Origin of the sequence: Salmonella sp. 2020_1459 (assembly GCF_043847915.1) — a bacterium.
Lineage (GTDB): Bacteria > Pseudomonadota > Gammaproteobacteria > Enterobacterales > Enterobacteriaceae > Salmonella > Salmonella enterica.
Genome location: NZ_JBCMFA010000010.1, coordinates 69,616 through 90,092, shown reverse-complemented (window position 1 = coordinate 90,092; position 20,477 = coordinate 69,616). Strand labels below are relative to the sequence as shown.

At 52.0% G+C, this 20,477-nt stretch carries 18 protein-coding genes and 1 rRNA gene; 3 read left to right on the top strand and 16 right to left on the bottom strand.

What is annotated here, in order from left to right:
• From ACH0VJ_RS21550 to pepQ, 5 genes are all read right to left on the bottom strand, one after another.
• A 16S ribosomal RNA gene (locus ACH0VJ_RS21550) occupies positions 1-110 on the bottom strand; the annotation flags it as partial.
• 377 nt (positions 111-487) lie between these two features.
• On the bottom strand, positions 488-1,033 hold the full coding sequence (gene hemG, locus ACH0VJ_RS21545; RefSeq protein WP_000853982.1) for a menaquinone-dependent protoporphyrinogen IX dehydrogenase: 546 nt from the start codon (positions 1,031-1,033) through the stop codon (positions 488-490).
• An 11-nt stretch (positions 1,034-1,044) separates the two neighbouring features.
• Positions 1,045-2,496 carry a Trk system potassium transporter TrkH gene (gene trkH, locus ACH0VJ_RS21540; RefSeq protein WP_000545688.1) on the bottom strand — a complete coding sequence of 484 codons (1,452 nt, stop codon included), beginning with the start codon at positions 2,494-2,496 and terminating at the stop codon, positions 1,045-1,047.
• Between the two features lie 38 nt (positions 2,497-2,534).
• Positions 2,535-3,149 (bottom strand): IMPACT family protein, encoded by a 615-nt coding sequence (locus tag ACH0VJ_RS21535; protein WP_000378898.1) that lies wholly within the window; start codon positions 3,147-3,149, stop codon positions 2,535-2,537.
• Positions 3,149-4,480, bottom strand: coding sequence for a Xaa-Pro dipeptidase (pepQ, locus tag ACH0VJ_RS21530; protein ID WP_000444529.1), 1,332 nt, complete (start codon positions 4,478-4,480; stop codon positions 3,149-3,151). The genes ACH0VJ_RS21535 and pepQ overlap by 1 nt, the downstream gene beginning before the upstream one ends.
• A 189-nt stretch (positions 4,481-4,669) precedes the next feature.
• Between pepQ and fadB the strand changes: the two genes are divergently transcribed.
• Together fadB and fadA are read left to right on the top strand one after the other, a co-directional pair.
• Positions 4,670-6,859 (top strand): fatty acid oxidation complex subunit alpha FadB, encoded by a 2,190-nt coding sequence (gene fadB / locus ACH0VJ_RS21525; protein ID WP_000965997.1) that lies wholly within the window; start codon positions 4,670-4,672, stop codon positions 6,857-6,859.
• Between the two features lie 9 nt (positions 6,860-6,868).
• Positions 6,869-8,032, top strand: coding sequence for an acetyl-CoA C-acyltransferase FadA (fadA, locus tag ACH0VJ_RS21520; protein WP_000438778.1), 1,164 nt, complete (start codon positions 6,869-6,871; stop codon positions 8,030-8,032).
• Between the two features lie 196 nt (positions 8,033-8,228).
• On the opposite strand, the gene ACH0VJ_RS21515 is transcribed toward fadA, so the two are convergent.
• The 3 genes from ACH0VJ_RS21515 to ubiD form a co-directional block, all read right to left on the bottom strand.
• Positions 8,229-10,052, bottom strand: a complete 1,824-nt coding sequence (locus tag ACH0VJ_RS21515; protein WP_000669887.1) for an aryl-sulfate sulfotransferase — start codon at positions 10,050-10,052, stop codon at positions 8,229-8,231.
• A 253-nt stretch (positions 10,053-10,305) separates the two neighbouring features.
• A complete protein-coding gene (fre, locus tag ACH0VJ_RS21510; RefSeq protein ID WP_000209832.1) occupies positions 10,306-11,007 on the bottom strand; it encodes an NAD(P)H-flavin reductase in 702 nt (233 codons plus the stop codon).
• Between the two features lie 85 nt (positions 11,008-11,092).
• Positions 11,093-12,571 carry a 4-hydroxy-3-polyprenylbenzoate decarboxylase gene (gene ubiD / locus ACH0VJ_RS21505; protein ID WP_000339764.1) on the bottom strand — a complete coding sequence of 493 codons (1,479 nt, stop codon included), beginning with the start codon at positions 12,569-12,571 and terminating at the stop codon, positions 11,093-11,095.
• A gap of 185 nt (positions 12,572-12,756) precedes the next feature.
• On the opposite strand from ubiD, the gene rfaH reads away from it, so the two are divergent.
• Positions 12,757-13,245 carry a transcription/translation regulatory transformer protein RfaH gene (gene rfaH / locus ACH0VJ_RS21500; protein ID WP_001192410.1) on the top strand — a complete coding sequence of 163 codons (489 nt, stop codon included), beginning with the start codon at positions 12,757-12,759 and terminating at the stop codon, positions 13,243-13,245.
• A 7-nt stretch (positions 13,246-13,252) separates the two neighbouring features.
• Here rfaH and tatD read toward each other — a convergent pair whose 3' ends face one another.
• The 8 genes from tatD to rmuC form a co-directional block, all read right to left on the bottom strand.
• Positions 13,253-14,035, bottom strand: a complete 783-nt coding sequence (gene tatD, locus ACH0VJ_RS21495; RefSeq protein ID WP_000459644.1) for a 3'-5' ssDNA/RNA exonuclease TatD — start codon at positions 14,033-14,035, stop codon at positions 13,253-13,255.
• Positions 14,036-14,076: 41 nt separating this feature from the next.
• Positions 14,077-14,856 (bottom strand): Sec-independent protein translocase subunit TatC, encoded by a 780-nt coding sequence (gene tatC, locus ACH0VJ_RS21490; protein ID WP_000257554.1) that lies wholly within the window; start codon positions 14,854-14,856, stop codon positions 14,077-14,079.
• A 2-nt stretch (positions 14,857-14,858) separates the two neighbouring features.
• On the bottom strand, positions 14,859-15,407 hold the full coding sequence (gene tatB, locus ACH0VJ_RS21485; RefSeq protein WP_000459612.1) for a Sec-independent protein translocase protein TatB: 549 nt from the start codon (positions 15,405-15,407) through the stop codon (positions 14,859-14,861).
• Positions 15,408-15,410: 3 nt separating this feature from the next.
• Positions 15,411-15,665 (bottom strand): Sec-independent protein translocase subunit TatA, encoded by a 255-nt coding sequence (gene tatA, locus ACH0VJ_RS21480; RefSeq protein WP_000508972.1) that lies wholly within the window; start codon positions 15,663-15,665, stop codon positions 15,411-15,413.
• 205 nt (positions 15,666-15,870) lie between these two features.
• Positions 15,871-17,511, bottom strand: a complete 1,641-nt coding sequence (gene ubiB, locus ACH0VJ_RS21475) for a ubiquinone biosynthesis regulatory protein kinase UbiB (protein ID WP_000187559.1) — start codon at positions 17,509-17,511, stop codon at positions 15,871-15,873.
• Positions 17,508-18,113: a ubiquinone biosynthesis protein UbiJ gene (gene ubiJ / locus ACH0VJ_RS21470; RefSeq protein WP_001116087.1), complete on the bottom strand. Its 606-nt coding sequence runs from the start codon at positions 18,111-18,113 to the stop codon at positions 17,508-17,510. Before ubiJ ends, ubiB begins: the two co-directional genes overlap by 4 nt.
• 9 nt (positions 18,114-18,122) lie before the next feature.
• The gene (gene ubiE, locus ACH0VJ_RS21465) at positions 18,123-18,878 is read right to left on the bottom strand and encodes a bifunctional demethylmenaquinone methyltransferase/2-methoxy-6-polyprenyl-1,4-benzoquinol methylase UbiE (protein WP_000229009.1); all 756 of its coding nucleotides are present in this window, start codon (positions 18,876-18,878) and stop codon (positions 18,123-18,125) included.
• A 95-nt stretch (positions 18,879-18,973) separates the two neighbouring features.
• Positions 18,974-20,404, bottom strand: coding sequence for a DNA recombination protein RmuC (gene rmuC, locus ACH0VJ_RS21460; protein ID WP_000355562.1), 1,431 nt, complete (start codon positions 20,402-20,404; stop codon positions 18,974-18,976).
• Positions 20,405-20,477: the final 73 nt, after the last annotated feature.

The following is a 20,477-nucleotide window of genomic DNA, read 5'->3' as shown; positions in this document are numbered from 1 at the left end:
GTCCGCCACTCGTCAGCGAAGCAGCAAGCTGCTTCCTGTTACCGTTCGACTTGCATGTGTTAGGCCTGCCGCCAGCGTTCAATCTGAGCCATGATCAAACTCTTCAATTTAAAAGTTTGATGCTCAATGAATTAAACTTCGTAATGAATTACGTGTTCACTCTTGAGACTTGGTATTCATTTTTCGTCTTGCGACGTCAAGAATCCGTATCTTCGAGTGCCCACACAGATTGTCTGATAAATTGTTAAAGAGCAGTGCCGCTTCGCTTTTTCTCAGCGGCGCGGGGTGTGCATATTACGCTTTCCCGCTTCAGAGTCAAGCGATTATTTTCGCTTTTCTCCGTGAGGTTCTGGTCTGAACCCCGCTGACCCGGCGGCCTGTGTGCCGTTGTTCCGTGTCAGTGGTGGCGCATTATAGGGAGTTATTTCTGCCTGACAAGAGGAAATTTAAAATAATTTTCTGAGTGCGCACTTTTTATTCTTTGCGTTTATTTTGCCGACGATTTGTTGGTTAAATGGGCTATTTCACGGGCAAAGTGCGCAACTTGCTCCCAGTCGGTGTACACCACTTCTTTACTGGTATCCGTTTCGCCGCCCGACATCTTCATAATAAGCTTGATCATCAGACGGTCATACCAGCGATAGCGTGGATAGCGAAGCGCGCCTGCAATGACGGCACAGTAGTCAGGTCGCCACGGAGAGCTCATTAAAAACTTACGCGCGTAGCTGTTAGTCTGCGGCGTCCGTTTTTCAGCTTTACGCGCCACCAGGTTAACGGAATAAAAGGCGCTCGGCATTCCGTTCAACCGCGTGGCATATTTCTTAACAAACTCCTGAAAGGCGCTGTGGTAATGACCATAACGAATAGACGCGCCAATCACTACGCGATCATAGCTATCCCAGTCCGGCTCTTCTGCGCGATGCAGATTAACGACATCGGCCCAGATCCCCATCTCTTTGAGTTCAGAAGCCAGATAAGAGGCAATTTCGCGCGTTTGTCCGTCCCGGGTAGAGAAAAGAATCAATGTTTTCACGTGTTACTCCATTATTCACGCCAGAAAGTCGGGGTAAAAAGTACCAGCAAAGTGAATACTTCCAGACGACCAAATAGCATGTTGGCGATGAGTATCCATTTCGCAACCGGATTCATACTGGCGAAGTTATCAGCAACCACCCCCAGCCCCGGTCCCAGGTTATTAAGCGTAGCCACTACCGAGGCGAAAGCCGAGAAATCATCTACGCCTGTAGCGATAATGGCCAGCATACTGACGATAAATACCAGCGCGTAGGCAGAAAAGAATCCCCAGACGGCTTCCAGAATACGTTCTGGCAGCGCCCGGTTCCCCAGCTTAATACTGTAAACGGCATTCGGATGCACCAGACGTTTGAGTTCGCGGTTCCCCTGTTTAAACAACAACAGAATACGGATGACCTTTAACCCCCCGCCCGTTGACCCGGCGCAACCGCCAATAAACGCGGAACATAGCAGCAAGACGGGCAAAAACAGCGGCCAGCGCGCAATGCTGTCCGTGGTAAACCCTGCCGTTGTCGCCATCGACACAACCTGGAAGAACGCCTGATTTAGCGTTGTCAGCGCCGAGTCGTAGATATTATGGAACCACAGTACCAGCGTGCAGATCACCACCAGCGTCAACTGTACGCCGATGAACATGCGGAATTCCGGATCGCGCCAGTATACTTTCAGGCTACGTCCGCTTAATAAAGAGAAATGCAGGCCATAGTTACAACCGGAGATCAGCAGGAAAATAGCGATGATGGTATTAATAGTGGGACTATCAAAATAGCCTACGCTGGCGTCATGCGTTGAGAAGCCGCCGATAGCGATAGTGGAGAAGCTGTGTCCGATAGCGTCAAACGCGGGCATCCCTGCAAACCATAGCGCCAGCGCGCAGGCTACCGTTAGCAAGACATAGATAAGCCACAGCGTTTTCGCCGTCTCGGCAATACGCGGGCGCATTTTGTTATCTTTGAGCGGCCCCGGCATTTCCGCCCGATAGAGCTGCATCCCCCCGACGCCGAGGATAGGGAGAATCGCCACCGCCAGCACAATGATCCCCATACCGCCAAACCATTGCAGCATCTGACGATAAAAGAGAATGGCGTGCGGTAATGAATCCAGCCCCACCAGAGTAGTGGCGCCCGTGGTGGTTAACCCGGAGAACGATTCAAAAAAAGCATCGGTAATGGTGAGGTTTGGGCTTTCCGAGAAAATAAACGGCAGCGCACCCACGCTGCCCAGCACGGTCCAGAACAGCACCACGATAAGAAATCCTTCGCGGGATTTCAGCTCGCCCTTTTCCCTACGGTTCGGCCACCACAGTATGGAACCGATCGCCAGCGCGACAAAAAAGGTCTGCGTGAACGCTCTTCCTGCGCCATCACGATATATTAGCGCTACCAGTCCCGGGAGAATCATTGTCCCCGAAAATAAGATAACCAGTAGTCCAACGATTCGGGTAATGGCGCGAAAATGCATCTCTGCCGCTTCCTTTATTCTTAAAAATGAGGTGGGGATTATTCTTCAATCGCTAACAATTGCAATGAACCACGGCTAAAATCCGCCAGTTTTGTGGAAAATACATTCACATGAGCAAAAGGAAGCGCCACCCTGAGCCGAACAGACGCCTGATAATCGCTGGAAACGATCTTCCCGGCAAACTGTCCTAATAATGCTTCGATTCCGGCCAACTGACCGTACTCACACTGCAAAGTATATTCGGTTAATGGCGTCTTGCGTTGTGTGGCAAGCTGACGTAATGCCTGATTCACACCGCCGCCATAGGCTTTTACCAGCCCGCCCGTACCCAGCAGAATACCACCATAGTAGCGCACGACGACGGCAGTAATCTCTCCGACGCCGCTGCCCATCAATTGCGCAAGCATCGGCTTGCCTGCCGTTCCCGCCGGTTCGCCGTCGTCTGAAAAGCCCAGTTGCTGTGAGTCGTCCGGCGCACCCGCCACCCACGCCACACAATGGTGGCGCGCATCAGGGTGCTCAGCTCTGACTGACTCAACAAACGCTTTCGCCGCGTCTACGCCATCGGTATGCGCCAATAGCGTAATAAAGCGGCTTTTTTTGATCTCTTCAACAACGGTGACCGGCGCTGCAGGGATTAACCAACTGTCCATTACGCCAGTTTTAAATCCCGCGTCATGTTTTCCACGCCGTTTTCGTGGATGACCACGTTATCTTCAATGCGAATACCGCCGAAAGGCTTGAGCGCTTCAATTTTCTGCCAGTTGAAGTGCTTGCTGAACGGGCCTTCGCGCCACGGCGCTAACAGCGATTCGATGAAGTAAATCCCCGGTTCGATAGTCAACACCATTCGCGGCTGTAACACACGCGTGCAGCGCAGATACGGGTATTTGGACGGCGCGGCGAGATGCGTACCGGAATCATCCTGCATAAACCCGGCCACATCGTGTACCTGCAGACCCAACGGATGACCAATACCGTGCGGCATAAACGGCCCGGTGAGATCATTTTCCACCATCGCCTCTTCACTCATGTCGGTAATGATTTGATGTTTACGCAGCAGCTTCGCGATGCGCTGATGGAACTGAATATGATAATCCACATAGCTGACGCCCGCCTTCATGGTAGCGATCAGCGCCAACTGTTCATCGTTAACATCTTTCACCAGGTGGGCGTAGTCGTTATCGCTTTTCGCCGACCAGGTTCGCGTCAGATCCGCCGCGTAGCCGTTGTATTCCGCGCCCGCATCCAGCAGGAAACTGCGCATTTCAGACGGTGCCTGATGATCCAGTTTCGTGTAATGCAGCACGGCGGCATGTTCGTTCAGCGCCACAATGTTGCTGTATGGAACATCGGTATCGCGATGTCCCGTGGCGGTCAGGTACGCCAGGTTGATGTCAAACTCGCTCATGCCGGAACGGAAGGCCTCTTCCGCCGCCCGATGACCGCTCACCGCCATTTTCTGCGCTTCTCGCATACAGGCCAGTTCATAATCCGTTTTATAGGCGCGGTAGTAATGCAGATAGTCGATAACACCTTTCGGGTTGATGTTGCTGGCAGCGATATCCAATTGTAGCGCGCGCTCAGGAACCGGGCCGATATAGCCGATATTGCCACGCGCGGCAGGCAGCTGGCTGCCGATGCCATCCGCTTTCGGCAAGGCGACGACCTCGACTTCTTCCGTCCAGAAGGATGTTGGCAGCGGTTCAACGTTATGCCAGTAATCGACTGGCAGATAAAACCACAATTTGGGTTTGTTGACGCCATCGACCAACAGCCAGCAATTTGGAACCTGAGTTACCGGCACCCACGCTTTAAACTGCGGATTGACCTTAAACGGATAAGGGTGATCGTCGAGAAAGACGTTGAAAAGCTCGCCGGAATGAATAAGTAACGCATCCAGCTTAAAGCGCGCCAGAACATCGCGCGTCCGTTCTTGTAAGGTAACAATATGATTTTTATAGAGCGCGGCCAGTGATTCCATTTTTTACCCTTCTGTTTTTTTGACCTCAAGTTCCCGCATCTTAGCACATCGCCCCACGAGAGCGTGATCTCTGCCGAGCGTGATCACATCGGCATTTCTTTAATCATTTATTTGCATTTTATTAACACAAAATACACACTTCGCTTCATCTGGTACGACCAGATCACCTTGTGGATTCAGGAGACTGACATGCTTTATAAAGGCGACACCCTGTACCTCGACTGGCTGGAAGATGGCATCGCCGAACTGGTGTTCGATGCTCCAGGCTCGGTCAATAAACTCGACACCGCAACCGTCGCCAGCCTCGGCCAGGCGCTTGAGGTGCTGGAAAAGCAACACGATTTAAAAGGGCTGCTGCTGCGCTCGAATAAAGCGGCCTTTATTGTCGGCGCGGACATCACCGAATTTCTTTCACTGTTCCTCGTCCCCGAAGAGCAGTTAAGCCAATGGCTGCATTTCGCTAATAGCGTCTTTAACCGTCTGGAAGATTTACCCGTACCGACCCTTGCCGCCGTAAACGGCTATGCGCTGGGCGGCGGGTGCGAATGCGTACTGGCCACCGATTACCGTCTGGCGACGCCAGACCTCCGTATCGGTCTGCCGGAAACTAAACTGGGCATCATGCCGGGTTTCGGCGGCTCCGTTCGTCTGCCGCGTATGCTGGGCGCAGACAGCGCGCTGGAGATCATCGCGGCAGGTAAAGATGTCGGTGCAGAGCACGCGCTGAAAATCGGCCTTGTGGACGGCGTGGTCAAACAAGAGAAGTTAATTGAAGGCGCGATAGCGGTGTTACGCCAGGCCATTACCGGCGATCTCGACTGGAGAGCTAAACGCCAGCCGAAACTGGAGCCGTTGAAACTCAGTAAGATTGAAGCAGCGATGAGCTTTACCATCGCTAAAGGCATGGTCGCACAAACGGCGGGTAAACATTATCCGGCGCCGATGACCGCAGTGAAAACCATTGAAGCCGCCGCGCGTTTTGGTCGTGAAGAAGCGTTGAATCTGGAAAATAAAAGCTTTGTTCCGCTGGCACATACCAATGAGGCTCGTGCGCTGGTCGGTATCTTCCTCAACGATCAATATGTAAAAGGTAAAGCCAAAAAGCTGACCAAAGATATTGAGACGCCGAAACAGGCAGCCGTACTGGGCGCGGGCATTATGGGCGGCGGTATCGCTTACCAGTCGGCCTGGAAAGGCGTACCGGTCATCATGAAAGATATCAACGATAAATCGTTGAACCTCGGCATGACCGAAGCGGCCAAGCTGCTGAACAAACAGCTGGAACGCGGCAAGATCGACGGTCTGAAGCTGGCGGGCGTCATTTCGACCATCCACCCGACTCTCGATTATGCCGGTTTCGATCGCGTAGATGTTGTTGTCGAAGCGGTGGTCGAAAATCCGAAAGTGAAAAAAGCGGTACTGGCGGAAACCGAAGATAAGGTACGTCCGGACACCGTACTGGCTTCGAATACCTCAACCATTCCAATCAACGAACTGGCCAGCGTGCTCAAACGCCCGGAAAACTTCTGTGGCATGCACTTCTTTAACCCGGTGCACCGCATGCCGTTGGTTGAGATCATTCGCGGCGAGAAAAGCTCAGATGAAACCATTGCCAAAGTCGTCGCCTGGGCAAGCAAAATGGGCAAGACGCCGATTGTAGTCAACGACTGCCCCGGCTTCTTTGTTAACCGCGTGCTGTTCCCCTATTTCGCCGGTTTCAGTCAACTGCTGCGCGACGGCGCGGATTTCCGCAAGGTCGATAAAGTGATGGAAAAACAGTTCGGCTGGCCGATGGGCCCGGCCTATCTGCTGGATGTTGTCGGCATTGATACCGCGCATCACGCGCAGGCGGTAATGGCGGCAGGCTTCCCGCAACGGATGCAGAAAGAGTATCGCGATGCGATCGACGCTCTGTTTGATGCTAACCGTTTCGGGCAAAAAAACGGTCTGGGCTTCTGGCGCTATAAAGAAGACAGCAAAGGCAAGCCGAAGAAAGAAGAAGATGCCGCGGTGGATGACCTGCTGGCAAGCGTCAGTCAGCCGAAACGCGACTTCAGCGACGACGAGATAATCGCCCGTATGATGATCCCGATGATTAACGAAGTGGTTCGCTGTCTGGAAGAAGGCATTATCGCAAGCCCGGCAGAAGCCGATATGGCGCTGGTCTACGGCCTGGGCTTCCCTCCGTTCCACGGCGGCGCATTCCGCTGGCTGGATACACAGGGCAGCGCGAAATATCTTGATATGGCGCAGCAGTATCAACACCTCGGCCCGCTGTATGAAGTGCCGGAAGGGCTGCGTAATAAAGCGCGCCATAACGAACCGTATTATCCCCCGGTTGAACCAGCCCGTCCGGTTGGTTCTCTGAAAACGGCTTAAGGAGTCACAATGGAACAGGTTGTCATTGTCGATGCTATTCGCACCCCGATGGGCCGTTCGAAGGGCGGCGCGTTTCGCAACGTGCGGGCAGAAGATCTCTCCGCCCACTTAATGCGTAGCCTGCTGGCGCGTAATCCGTCGCTTACAGCGGCCACCCTCGATGATATTTACTGGGGCTGCGTACAACAAACGCTGGAGCAAGGCTTCAACATTGCCCGTAACGCCGCGCTGCTGGCAGAAATTCCCCATTCGGTACCGGCGGTCACCGTCAACCGTCTGTGTGGTTCCTCGATGCAGGCGTTACACGATGCAGCGCGAATGATCATGACCGGCGATGCGCAGGTTTGTCTGGTTGGCGGCGTGGAGCATATGGGGCACGTGCCGATGAGCCACGGCGTGGATTTTCACCCGGGTCTGAGTCGCAACGTCGCCAAAGCGGCAGGGATGATGGGGCTAACGGCGGAAATGCTCTCCCGCCTGCACGGCATTAGCCGGGAAATGCAGGACCAGTTCGCCGCCCGCTCTCACGCTCGCGCCTGGGCCGCTACCCAGTCTGGCGCATTCAAAACGGAGATTATCCCGACTGGCGGTCATGATGCAGACGGCGTGTTGAAGCAGTTTAACTACGATGAAGTGATCCGCCCGGAAACCACGGTCGAAGCGCTATCAACGCTGCGTCCGGCATTTGATCCGGTTAGTGGCACGGTCACGGCGGGCACCTCATCCGCGCTTTCCGATGGCGCAGCCGCCATGCTGGTAATGAGCGAAAGTCGTGCCCGTGAGCTGGGCCTGAAACCTCGCGCCCGTATTCGCTCAATGGCAGTGGTGGGTTGTGATCCGTCAATTATGGGTTACGGGCCGGTTCCGGCGTCAAAACTGGCGTTGAAAAAAGCGGGACTGTCGGCCAGCGATATCGATGTGTTTGAGATGAACGAAGCGTTTGCCGCACAGATCCTGCCATGCATTAAGGATCTGGGATTGATGGAGCAGATAGACGAGAAGATCAACCTCAACGGCGGCGCGATCGCGCTTGGTCATCCGCTCGGCTGCTCCGGAGCACGTATCAGCACCACGCTTATCAACCTGATGGAGCGCAAAGACGCGCAGTTTGGTCTGGCGACGATGTGTATTGGTCTGGGTCAGGGCATCGCCACGGTGTTTGAGCGGGTTTAATCAAAGATAATGTCCCCTAAATAATTCACGTTGCAGCGCGGCGGCAACCGAGCGAATCCCCGGGAACATAGATAACTATGTGCCCGGGGTGAGCAAAGGCAGCCAACAAAGAGGCTGCGCGAATTATGACGGGAAACAGTTTAGTTGCCGTTTTTCCCGCCCGTCAGGGGCGGGTTTTTTCACCGTATGGCCCGCTCTACTCAGTAAGCGCTTTGGTCAGGCTAAATGGCATAGCCTGATATCCACGCGCACCATGTATTTGCATTTCAACCGCAGGCTCTTTTTCTCCCCATTTGAACTCTTCCAGATACGGATTAGGCAAGCTGGTAAATGCGCCTACCGATAAATCAAACGCACCACCTGCTGTTGCGGAATACACGAACACAGAATTCTTGTCAGTCTGGTACTCGGTGATAGAGGTTACCGGGCTAAACCACTCGTTCCCGCGCTCTTTACCGTATTGCCAGATCTGTTGGACTGTCTTGTTTTTCTGGTCGATTTTGTAAATCACGGAGCGGCTGTATTTCATACTCTGCATAGCAGGCTGTTCTAAGCCGCGGCCATCACCATTGTCGAAAGCGGAAAGGTATAAGATATCGCCTTTACTCTTACTATCAATTTTAAAGGCCGTATGTTGCGTCCATGTCCAGTCGAAGTCACCCTCGCAGCCACTGTCCTGGCAGGCGATTTTTTGGCCTTTGCTATCCACAGGCGTCAGAATTGCGGCATTAAATGGCGCTTTCCAGCCAGCAGGCGTACCCAGTATCCACTTCACTTTCTTATCGCGGCCGATTTTGATAATCGCACTCTGGTGGCGGGAGCTGATGATGATGGAATCATCTTCACTGTCATAGTCGACGCTGTTGACATGCGCCCAGTTGCGGCCAGCCCCACTACCCACGATATCCCCGAATTTGTCGGAGGAGTCCAGCGCCGCCAGATCTTCTTCGCTCAACGTATGGCCGGACTGGCTGGCGTCGATATTCAGGCACACAGCGCCCTGATCGAGGGTTTTCATTATCACATCACGATAAGGATCGAGGATATCAAACAGACGCCATTCATCCACTACCACGCCGTTCTGATCAACTTCGGCAATCACATCACGCACGGTACGAACATTTTTCCCATCAGGACGTTTATAGTTAGAGCTGGCTACACGCAGGAAGTAGTGACCGTTGGCCGCGTTATCCATTGAGTGTGAAAAATCGTTATAATTATCCGGCAGGCGGCGGTTAAAGATTTCACGCCCCATGATATCGTATTTCACATAACGCTGACCGTAGCCCCACGATAGTGCGCCATCCTGGTTTTGTTTAAAGCCCATCATAACGCCAGCACGATAAATTGACTTTAAATCATAAATTGAACTTGGATTCATAAACCAACGAATATCACCGGAGGTGTCGATAATAGCGTTAGCTGTAGTGAAGTTCCATTCTAATGCACCCCCAGTAGGGTTGTTCCAGACAGTACGCGTTCCATTCCCAGACTTATCTTTCGTATTATTCAAAAGATACAAGCGATCTTTAAATTCTGGGGAAACCTTTTTAACATCGATAGTAAAGAGTGCTGATTGTTCTTCTTTTGTGCCCGCTGATTCAATATAGGCAGGCGGTGCATACATTTTATAGCTTTCTTTTATATTTTCGGTTTTACTACCCTGGATTCTTGTATATTCAACCTCAACGGTATTGACATAATCCGGGTAAAGACCAAAGACGGGAATACCGCCATACGTTAAAAGGTATTTATTATTAACTTTATACGCGATCTCCTGGCCATTTTCTTTGGGGACAATCCGCACATGCACGTCACGTAACTGGTAACCGCCATTACGAATAACGGCGGTTAACGGCGCGATATCATAGGGGTTCATAACAACTTCGCCAATTTTTCCCTGGACCTGATAGTCCACTTTAGCGCCGCTGGCGCCGCCGATGGCGAAAGCAGTAGAAGGTACTGATGACAAAATTGCAACAGATAATGCGAGAGAAGTTAAAGCATATTTAAATTTCATAACACTCTCCATCTTATAAATAAATAACTAACTTTCCATTTTATGTTTCTTTTATAAAAATAAATGAAGCATATATAATTAACTATTTTTATTGATAGCCTCAGGACATAATATTACTTAATTTATTACACGCAATACAAAGCCTGTAGATATTCAATATCATAAGGTTTTATAGTTGACGATTAATTAATATTTAAGAGGACTTTTAGGTAGGCTAACGTAAAAAGGGACGCTACTGCGTCCCATAAAATAGTTAAATAAATGCGAACGCATCGCCAAACAGACGATCTTCCCGCGCGTTACGCTCATGACAGAACAGATCGCGGGCAATTTTCGCCATCTCAAAACGTCCCGCAATATAAATATCGTGCCCCGCCAGCGTACCATAATCCTGCAATACCGCCGTAAGTACCGTTCCTGTACGTCCACGCCAGCCTTCTTCCGGCTGCTCGACAACAGGTTCAATACGCAAATTCGGATGGTTAACAGAGAGTGCTTCCAGCTCAGAGAGATCATAGAGGTGCTTTTCTTCGCGACCACCCCAGTAAATGGTAACATCGCGGTTCGGGTTGCGCGCTAACGCCGTCAACAGGATGGAGCGCACATAAGAAAAGCCCGTACCGCCCGCGATCAGAATCAACGGACGCTCTTCATCGTCACGTAGCCAGGCGTCGCCATGCGGAATATCGACGACGATTTCCCGGTCTTTCAGAATCCGATCCATGACCGCCATCGCATACAGATTGAGCTCGGAGGCGCCAATGTGTAATTCAATAAACCCTTTCTCGTCCGGCGTTGAGGCCATCGAAAACGGGCGTTTGTCACGCTCGTCCATTACGACCATCAAATACTGACCAGCGCGGAATGAAAACGCCGCGTCCGGCACTAAACGAACCCGATATACGGTATCGGTGATAGCTTCTACCGAGGTCACTTTACAGCTTAAGGTTGTCATGCGCTCCCTCTGTCGGGTGTCGGGTCAATACCGACATTTTTCAAGCCGAGTCGCCGCAGCCTGAAATGTCGATGTCCGCTTTCAGTTATTTAAAGATAGCCAGCTCATCCCAAATCGCATCAATACGCGCGGTAACTTCAGGATCTTTAACAATAGGACGACCCCACTCGCGTTGGGTTTCGCCCGGCCATTTGTTTGTGGCATCCAGCCCCATTTTTGAACCCAGCCCGGAGACCGGCGAGGCAAAATCCAGGTAATCAATCGGCGTATTTTCAACCAGCACCGTATCCCGCGCAGGGTCCATACGGGTGGTAATCGCCCAGATCACATCATTCCAGTCGCGTGCGTTAACGTCATCATCGCAAACGATGACAAATTTCGTATACATAAACTGGCGCAAAAACGACCAGACGCCCATCATGACGCGTTTCGCATGACCAGCGTACTGCTTTTTCATCGTCACTACCGCCAGGCGGTAAGAACACCCTTCCGGCGGCAGATAAAAGTCGACGATTTCCGGAAACTGTTTTTGCAGAATAGGCACGAAGACTTCATTGAGCGCCACCCCTAATACCGCAGGCTCATCGGGCGGACGCCCGGTATAGGTGGAGTGATAAATGGCATCCTCACGCTGCGTAATATGCGTGACGGTAAAGACCGGAAAGCTATCCACTTCATTATAATAGCCCGTATGATCGCCATACGGCCCTTCCGGCGCCATCTCTCCCGGCTCAATGTAACCTTCAAGGATAATCTCGGCGCTGGCAGGCACTTCCAGATCGTTAGAAAGACATTTAACCACTTCAGTTTTCGTGCCGCGCAGCAGGCCCGCAAAGGCATACTCCGACAGAGTATCGGGAACTGGAGTCACGGCGCCAAGTATCGTCGCCGGATCGGCGCCCAATGCGACGGAGACCGGGAAACGTTCACCCGGACGCGCGGCTAACCACTCCTGAAAATCCAGCGCGCCGCCGCGGTGAGACAGCCAGCGCATAATCAGCTTATTTTTACCTATCAACTGCTGACGATAAATGCCCAGGTTTTGCCGTTCTTTGTGCGGGCCACGCGTTACCGTCAGTCCCCAGGTAATCAACGGCGCAGCGTCGTCCGGCCAACAGGTCATGACAGGAAGACGCGTTAAATCGACATCATCGCCAGACGCGATTTTCTGCTGGCAAGGCGCGCCGCGTAACCGTTTCGTCGGCATATTCAGCACTTGCTTAAACTGCGGCAGCTTGTCAAACAGATCGCGAAAGCCTTTCGGCGGCTCAGGTTCTTTCAGAAACGCTAATAATTTACCCACTTCCCGTAATGCGGAAACATCATCCTGCCCCATGCCCATCGCCACGCGTTTTGGCGTGCCAAAAAGGTTGCACAGCACCGGCATGGCGTAACCTTTAGGATTTTCAAACAGCAACGCCGGTCCACCGGCACGCAGCGTGCGGTCAGCGATTTCCGTGATTTCCAGATGAGGATCCACAGGTAGCGTGATGCGTTTTAGTTCCCCCTGCTGCTCAAGTAGCGTCAGGAAGTCGCGTAAATCGTGATATTTCATGGCGTCCATTGTAGCCTCTTGGTAAGCGCATCATTATACGGCGTTCATCATCGGGATGCTGTATTTTTGTTAAATTAGCGTGAACTCTGGCAACCAACGCTAATCCAGATACGGCTTAAAGGATGAAGTGTATAATTAACTTCGCGCATGGCTTTTGCTATGCTTGCGCCCCGAACAAGCGGATAAGAGTCATTATGCAATCCTGGTATTTACTGTACTGCAAACGCGGGCAACTTCAGCGTGCTCAGGAACACCTCGAAAGACAAGCGGTAAGTTGCCTGACACCGATGATCACCCTGGAAAAAATGGTACGCGGAAAACGTACCTCCGTCAGCGAACCGCTCTTTCCTAATTATCTGTTCGTTGAATTTGATCCGGAAGTGATACATACCACTACAATCAACGCCACGCGCGGCGTCAGCCATTTTGTGCGCTTTGGCGCGCATCCTGCGATCGTGCCTTCCAGCGTTATTCATCAGCTTTCTATCTACAAGCCCGAAGGCGTTGTCGATCCTGAAACCCCCTATCCCGGCGATAGCGTCATCATCACGGAAGGCGCATTTGAAGGGCTGAAAGCGATTTTTACCGAACCGGATGGCGAAACGCGTTCGATGTTACTGCTTAATTTACTCAATAAAGAAGTGAAGCAGAGCGTAAAAAACACCGGTTTTCGCAAGATTTAGCGATCGTTCAGAATACAACCTCAAATAAGGTTCTGGCGTTGGCATCTGTCATCGCCGCTAACCATTGCGGATCTTCACCACGCCATAGCGCTATGCGCTCCAGGATGTGAGGCAGATACGCGGGCTCGTTGCGTCGTGACGTTGGTTTCGGCGTAAGATCGCGGGGCAACAGATACGGCGCGTCGGTTTCTATCAGTAGCTTTTCCGCTGGAATAAACGGTAAGAGTTCACGTAGCTCAAGCCCGCGTCGTTCGTCGCAAACCCACCCGGTAATACCGATATAGAGTCCTCTGTCCACACAGTCCTGCATTTGCTGGCGTGAACCGGTAAAGCAGTGCAGTATCGCGCCAGGAAGACTATCCAGCCAGGGATCAAGCAATGCCAGAAATCGCTCATGCGCGTCCCGGCAGTGCATAAAGATTGGCATCTGTAATTCGGCGGCAATTTGTAGCTGCGCCTGAAAGGCACGCTCCTGCTCCTGCGGCGTAGAAAAATTGCGATTGAAATCCAGCCCGCACTCACCGATAGCGACGACTTCCGGCTGGTTCGCCAGCGCAATAATGGCGTCTTCAGACGCGGATGACCACTGACTGCTGTCATGGGGATGGACGCCAGCCGTCGACCAACAATGGGGGTAGCGCCGCGCCAATTTTAACGCCTGCTGACTTTCATGGATGTTCGTTCCGGTCAGTAGCATACCTTTTACTCCCGCCGCAAACGCACGGGCGACCACATCATCACGATCTTTTGCAAACTGGCTACTGGTTAAATTAACGCCAATATCAAACATGCTTGCCCCCATATGACAACCGCCCTGGCGGGCGGTTGTGTTTAGTCTTCAGTGTGCTCGGCCTTTTCGGTTTCGGCCTCGTTATCTTCGTCGCGCGTCCGTCGCTTACCGACATAAAAGCGTGAGCAGAAAACGCCAATTTCAAACAGGCAGTACATCGGTATCGCCAGCAACGTTTGCGAGAAAACATCTGGCGGCGTAAGCAGCATTCCCACAATGAATGCCCCGACCAGGATATAAGGCCGTTTTTTACGCAAATCTTCTGGCGTGGTGATGCCCATCCAGCACAGCAACACAATCGCCACCGGCACTTCAAAGGCTACGCCAAAGGCCATAAAAAGCGCCATAACAAAGCTAAGATAGCTGGCGATATCTGTCGAAACCTGTACCCCTTCCGGCGCCGTATGCGTCAGGAAACCAAAGGCCAAAGGGAATACGACAAAATAGGCGAAGGCCATACCAATGTAGAAAAGCAACGAGCTGGATACCAGCAGCGGTACGACCAGACGACGCTCATGCTTATACAGCGCCGGGGCGATAAAGGCCCAAACCTGGTACAAAATGACAGGCGCGGATAAGATCAAAGACACCATGAAGGTGAGTTTGATAGGCGTAAAAAACGGCGACGCCACATCCGTCGCAATCATTGTCGCCCCTTGCGGCATCTGTTTAATCAGCGGTGCGGCGACTAAATGATAAATATCATTGGCGAAATAAATTAACGCCAGAAAAATCAGAAGCACTGCGACGATGCAGTTTAGCAGGCGCTTACGCAACTCGATCAGATGCGTGATAAGCGGTTGAGTATCTTCTACAGCCATGTTTACGGTTTATCACTCGACGAGGGGGAAGATTCGACAACAGGCGCAGCGGATTTCTTCTCGGCGTCTATCGTGGCTACGGAAGCGGTTTCCGTCGACTCAGGCACGTTAGCTTTAACGGGCTCCGGCTTTTGTTCCGGCGCGCTCGCCTGTGTTTCAGCGGCGGCAGGGGTGACGCCCTCATGCTGCGTTTCGTTCCCTTTTACCACCGGATTATGGATGGTATGCGCTTCATCGCTCGCTTGTTCGGGATCGTTAGCGCTGTAGGTGCGTTTCATCGACTCCGCCGCCTGACGCAGTTCATCCATAGATGCTTTCAGTTCGGGAGTCAGATTTTCCAGGCTCGCCTTTTCGACTTTTTTCAGACTGTCCTGGAACTCCTGAAGTTTCAGTTCCTGAGTCAGTTCATTCTGAACCGTTGTCGCAAGGGACCGCAACGCGCGAATCCAGCCCGCTACCGTTTTTACCGCTACTGGCAATCGTTGCGGCCCCAACACAATGAGGCCGATAACGAACACTAACAGCAGTTCGCTAAAACCGATATCAAACACGGATTATACCTGCTCTTTATCTTGGCTTTTAGCGTCTTCCTTTTTCGCTTCGCCTTGCTTATCCGCGATAGATTTAGCGGTAAAATCAGCGTCCTGACTGGTTTTATCCTGTTTGGCATCATCATCGCTCATGGCCTTTTTAAAGCCTTTGATAGACGCGCCAAGATCGGAACCGATGGAACCGAGTTTTTTGGTGCCGAACAGCAGTACGACGATAACGGCAACAATCAACAACTGCCAAATACTGATACCACCCATACATGTTCCTCTGTGATAGATGATGAATTAATAGGGCCGCATTATACACATTATCCTTCGCGCTGCCTCTTTGTTAGCCGCTTTCGCCCGCCCTATTCACATACTTTTACATACGACCGGGACGACATTGACTTGCGGCCTGAGTACTGCCTCGAGTGATAATATGTACCTGCGTGACACAACCGGCGTTGAGCGATAAAAAATCTCAACGAGTTTTACGCCAGCCAACCAGCCAGACAACTACGCCGCCGACCATGAGCCAGCCAGGCATCAATCCCCATTCAGGGCGGTTGACGAGTAAGAATGACCCGCTCAGTAACAGCGTTGCGCCAATTCCCAATAAATAACGAGACTGACTTTGGCGCACATGGTTTACCTGTAACTCGCGCGCAATCTTATCAACACTGTGCTGTAAATATTTGCCCTGGCGCAAACTGTCGTACACCAGTTCAGGTATTTCTGGCATTTTTTCGACCCAGAACGGCGCTTTTTCTTTAAGAGCCCGCGTGAGAGCCGGAATACCCACCTGATCTTTGATCCAGGACTCAAGAAACGGCTTCGCCGTTTTCCACAAATCAAGCTGAGGATAAAGTTGCCGCCCAACCCCTTCAACATACAATAATGTTTTCTGCAACAACACCAGTTGCGGCTGGACTTCCATGTTAAATCGACGCGCTGTATTGAAAAGGTTTAACAACACATGACCAAACGAGATTTCCGCGAGCGGCTTTTCAAAGATAGGTTCACAGACGGTGCGGATGGCAAACTCAAAATCTTCAACGTTGGTATCTGGCGGAACCCAGCCTGAATCGACATGCAGTTCTGCCACCTTTCGGTAATCGCGATTAAAAAACGCGATAAAGTTTTCAGCCAGATAACGCTTATCTTCTTTGTTTAGCGACCCGACGATACCGCAGTCAATGCCGATATATTGCGGGTTTTCAGGGTGTTCATGGCTGACAAAAATATTTCCCGGATGCATGTCCGCATGGAAAAAGCTGTCGCGGAAAACCTGGGTGAAGAAAACTTTAACCCCGCGTTCCGCCAGCAGTTTCATGTTGGTGCCGTTCTTTTCCAGCGCCGCCACATCCGAAACCGGAATGCCGTATATCCGCTCCATCACCATCATGTTCTGGCTACAGTAATCGGAGTACACCTCCGGGATATACAGCATGGGACTATTTTCAAAATTGCGGCGTAACTGAATCGCGTTGGCCGATTCCCGCAGCAGATTCAGCTCATCGATCAGCGTTTTCTCATACTCACGCACCACTTCCGTCGGGCGCAGACGACGCCCATCCGGCAACAGGCGTGGTACCCAGCGAGCAAGGCGATAAATCAGTTTCAGGTCTGCCTGAATTACCGGCAAAATATCCGGGCGAATGACCTTAATAACCACTTCTTTACCGTTTGATTTCAATCGCGCGGTATGTACCTGGGCGATTGACGCCGACGCTAAAGGCTGGATATCAAAGTCGTCAAACCAGGCTTCGACTGGTAGCCCCCCCATCGCCTCTTCAATCTGGGCTTTCGCCAGCCGACCATCGAATGGCGCGACTTTATCCTGGAGCAAAGCGAGCTGATCGGCGATTTGCGGCGGGAACAGGTCACGGCGCGTGGAGAGCATCTGGCCAAATTTGATCCAGACCGGTCCCAGCTCTTGCAACGCCAGTCTTAATCGTTCACCCAGCAATTTATCTTTATGCCGGTTTGGCATCCAGAACAGCGAATAGCGCCATAATCGGAGTGGCAGTGTAAGACGCATTCGGGGGATGAGTTCATCAAGGCCGTAGCTTAAAAACGTGCGGATGATGAAATATAGGCGCCGTACTTCACCTGGCGTCATTTGGCCTCCAGTTTTTCCAGCCGTGTGGTCAGAGCATCTACGGCGCACTCAACAGCCGCGGTTTCTTCGGCAAACCATGCGACTTCCAGCGGGCCAGGCGCCATACGCCACTCTTCAGTGATCGCTTCAGCGGCATAACGCTGCTGGCGTTGAAACCCGTGGCGCAGGAATTTAGCCCCGCCACGCACGGCCTTACCGATACTTTCCGCCGCAATATCACCCGTGTATGGCGCCAACAGCTCCGCAGGATCGAATTCGGCGAGATCGGCGAGCGCCACAAAATTTTGCACGACCTGAATATCGCCCTGCACTTCCAGTTCGCCGCTGCGAATAAGCGCGGCCAGCTGCTGACGATCGCGTAGTTTTGGCAAAACGCTAGCTTGAGTGATTACCGTACAGTCCGCTTCGCCTTCCCATGCCCCCAGCACATCAACCTGGCGTTCGCTGAATACCAGGACTAATGGCGTCGAAAATCCCTTTAGTTTCACACACAGTACTTTTCCCTGTAAGCGCGTTCTGGCTGATTTCAGCGCTGGCGAACGATACAGAAACGTATTGAGGAGACCTTCAATTCCTGCGGTCACTAAGGGTTTAAAAGGCATTCCACCCTCCTAGAATTTATAACCACGGTGCAATGCCACAACACCCGCCGTCAGATTGTAATAATCCACGCTCTCAAATCCGGCGTCCTGCATCATGGCTTTTAAGGTATCCTGATCGGGATGCATACGGATGGATTCCGCGAGATACCGATAGCTATCCGCATCGTTTGCGACCATCGAGCCAATACGCGGTAAAATATGGAAAGAATAGGCGTCATACGCTTTACTCAGCGGCTCAATGATAGGCTTGGAAAATTCAAGCACCAGTAAACGTCCGCCGGGTTTCAACACACGGAACATTGACCGCAGCGCTTTTTCTTTTTCCGTTACATTGCGCAAACCAAACGAAATGGTAATGCAATCAAACGTATTATCAGGGAAAGGCAGAGCTTCGGCATTCGCCTGCACATACTCTACGTTGCCGATCACGCCGATATTGCGCAGCTTCTCACGCCCCATTTTGAGCATGGAATCATTAATATCCGCCAGGATAACTTTGCCAGTTTCCCCGACCATACGTGAAAATTTCGCGGTAAGATCGCCCGTCCCGCCCGCTAAATCGAGAACGGTTTGTCCACGACGCACGCCACTGCAATCAATGGTGAAGCGCTTCCACAAACGATGAATGCCAAATGACATTAAGTCATTCATCACATCGTACTTTGACGCCACAGAATGAAAAACGTGGGCCACCATGTCAGCTTTCTGCTCTTTAGCGACGGTCTGAAAGCCAAAGTGCGTCGTTTCTTGTGAATCTTCCACCATCTCAGTGCCTGCTTATCGATAAAAATGTTCAAGAAGTGTAACAGATTGGGCCAATTTGCCCTACTCTGCGCCAGGACTAAACTACTCCGTATGGGTTAACTTAACTGCTGCTTCACCCGTTCATCATTGGGATAATGTTCATCCTGCCGCCCTTCAGGGATCGATCGTAAACGATATTCTTCATCTTGCGTAACGGCCTGTTCCGCTAAATCCGGATTAATCTCGCGTTTGATTTCCACGCCCAGCCCCCGGAAGGCCTCCGCCTGCGCCAAAACGTTGCCACGCCCCGACGCAAGTTTTTTCATCGCCTGGCGGTAGTTATCCTGCGCTTTATCCAGACTCTGACCGATCGCTGACATATCATCAACGAACAATCGCATTTTATCGTAGAGCTTACTGGCTCTGTCTGCGATGTGCTGCGCATTGCGGCTCTGGTGTTCATAGCGCCACAGGTTGGCGATTGTCCGTAACGCCACCAGCAGCGTCGTGGGGCTTACCAGCATAATGTTATTTTTCAGCGCCTCGGTTATCAGTTCGGGCTGTTTATCTAACGCCAGCAGGAAAGCGGGTTCTACGGGGATAAACATCAGAACATAGTCCAGCGAGCGGAGGCCGGGAAGCTGCTGGTAGTCTTTACGCCCCAGTAAGCGAATATGATTGCGCACCGAGGCGATGTGCTCTTGTAAAGCGGCCTCGCGCGTGTAGTCATCTTCAGCGTTAAAGTAACGCTCGTAGGCGACCAACGTCATTTTAGCGTCGATGACCACATCTTTGCCCTGCGGCAAGCGGACGATGACATCCGGCTGCATCCGCGAGCGCGCATCGTTCTCAATACTGACCTGGGTTTCGTATTCGTAGCCTTCACGCAGTCCGGATGCCTCCAGCACCCGCGCCAGCACAACTTCGCCCCAGTTTCCTTGCGCCTTATTGTCCCCTTTCAGGGCGCGCGTCAGGTTGATCGCTTCCTGCGCCATTTGCGCGTTAAGCTGCTGCAAATTACGAATTTCGTGCGCCAGCGTATGCCGCTCCTGCGCTTCTTTGCCAAAACTCTCCTGAACCTGGCGGCGAAAACCGTCCAGTTGCTCACGCAGCGGCGTCAGCAGGCTATTCAGGCTTTGTCGGTTTTGTTCGTCTACGCGACGATTACTGTGTTCAAAGATACGATTCGCCAGATTTTCAAACTGCTCGCTTAAACGCTGTTCGCTGTTGATCATCTGACGGATTTTGTCTTCCGCGTGTTGCTGAGTCGCTTCCAGACGGGTCGTGACTTCACGCAGATCGGCTTCCAGGGAGGTATTAATACTGTGCAGGCTACGCAGTTCGTTATTAAGTAACTCGCATTCACTGCGCCAGTGCGCTTCTTGCGCTAATTGCTGCCTGGCCGCGCTAAGTTCGATATCCAGCTCACGCCGTTCTTCGATAAGATCGGCGCGGATTTGATCGGCGTGCGCTTTCGTCGCCAGCCAGCCAATCACCGCCCCAGCCGCCAGCGCCACGACGGCGCTTATCATAAGAGTAATATCCACAACACCTCTCCTGGAACCACACTGTCCTGCACAAAATAGAATTGTGCTGTATAAACGTCCAGTTTAAAAGGGA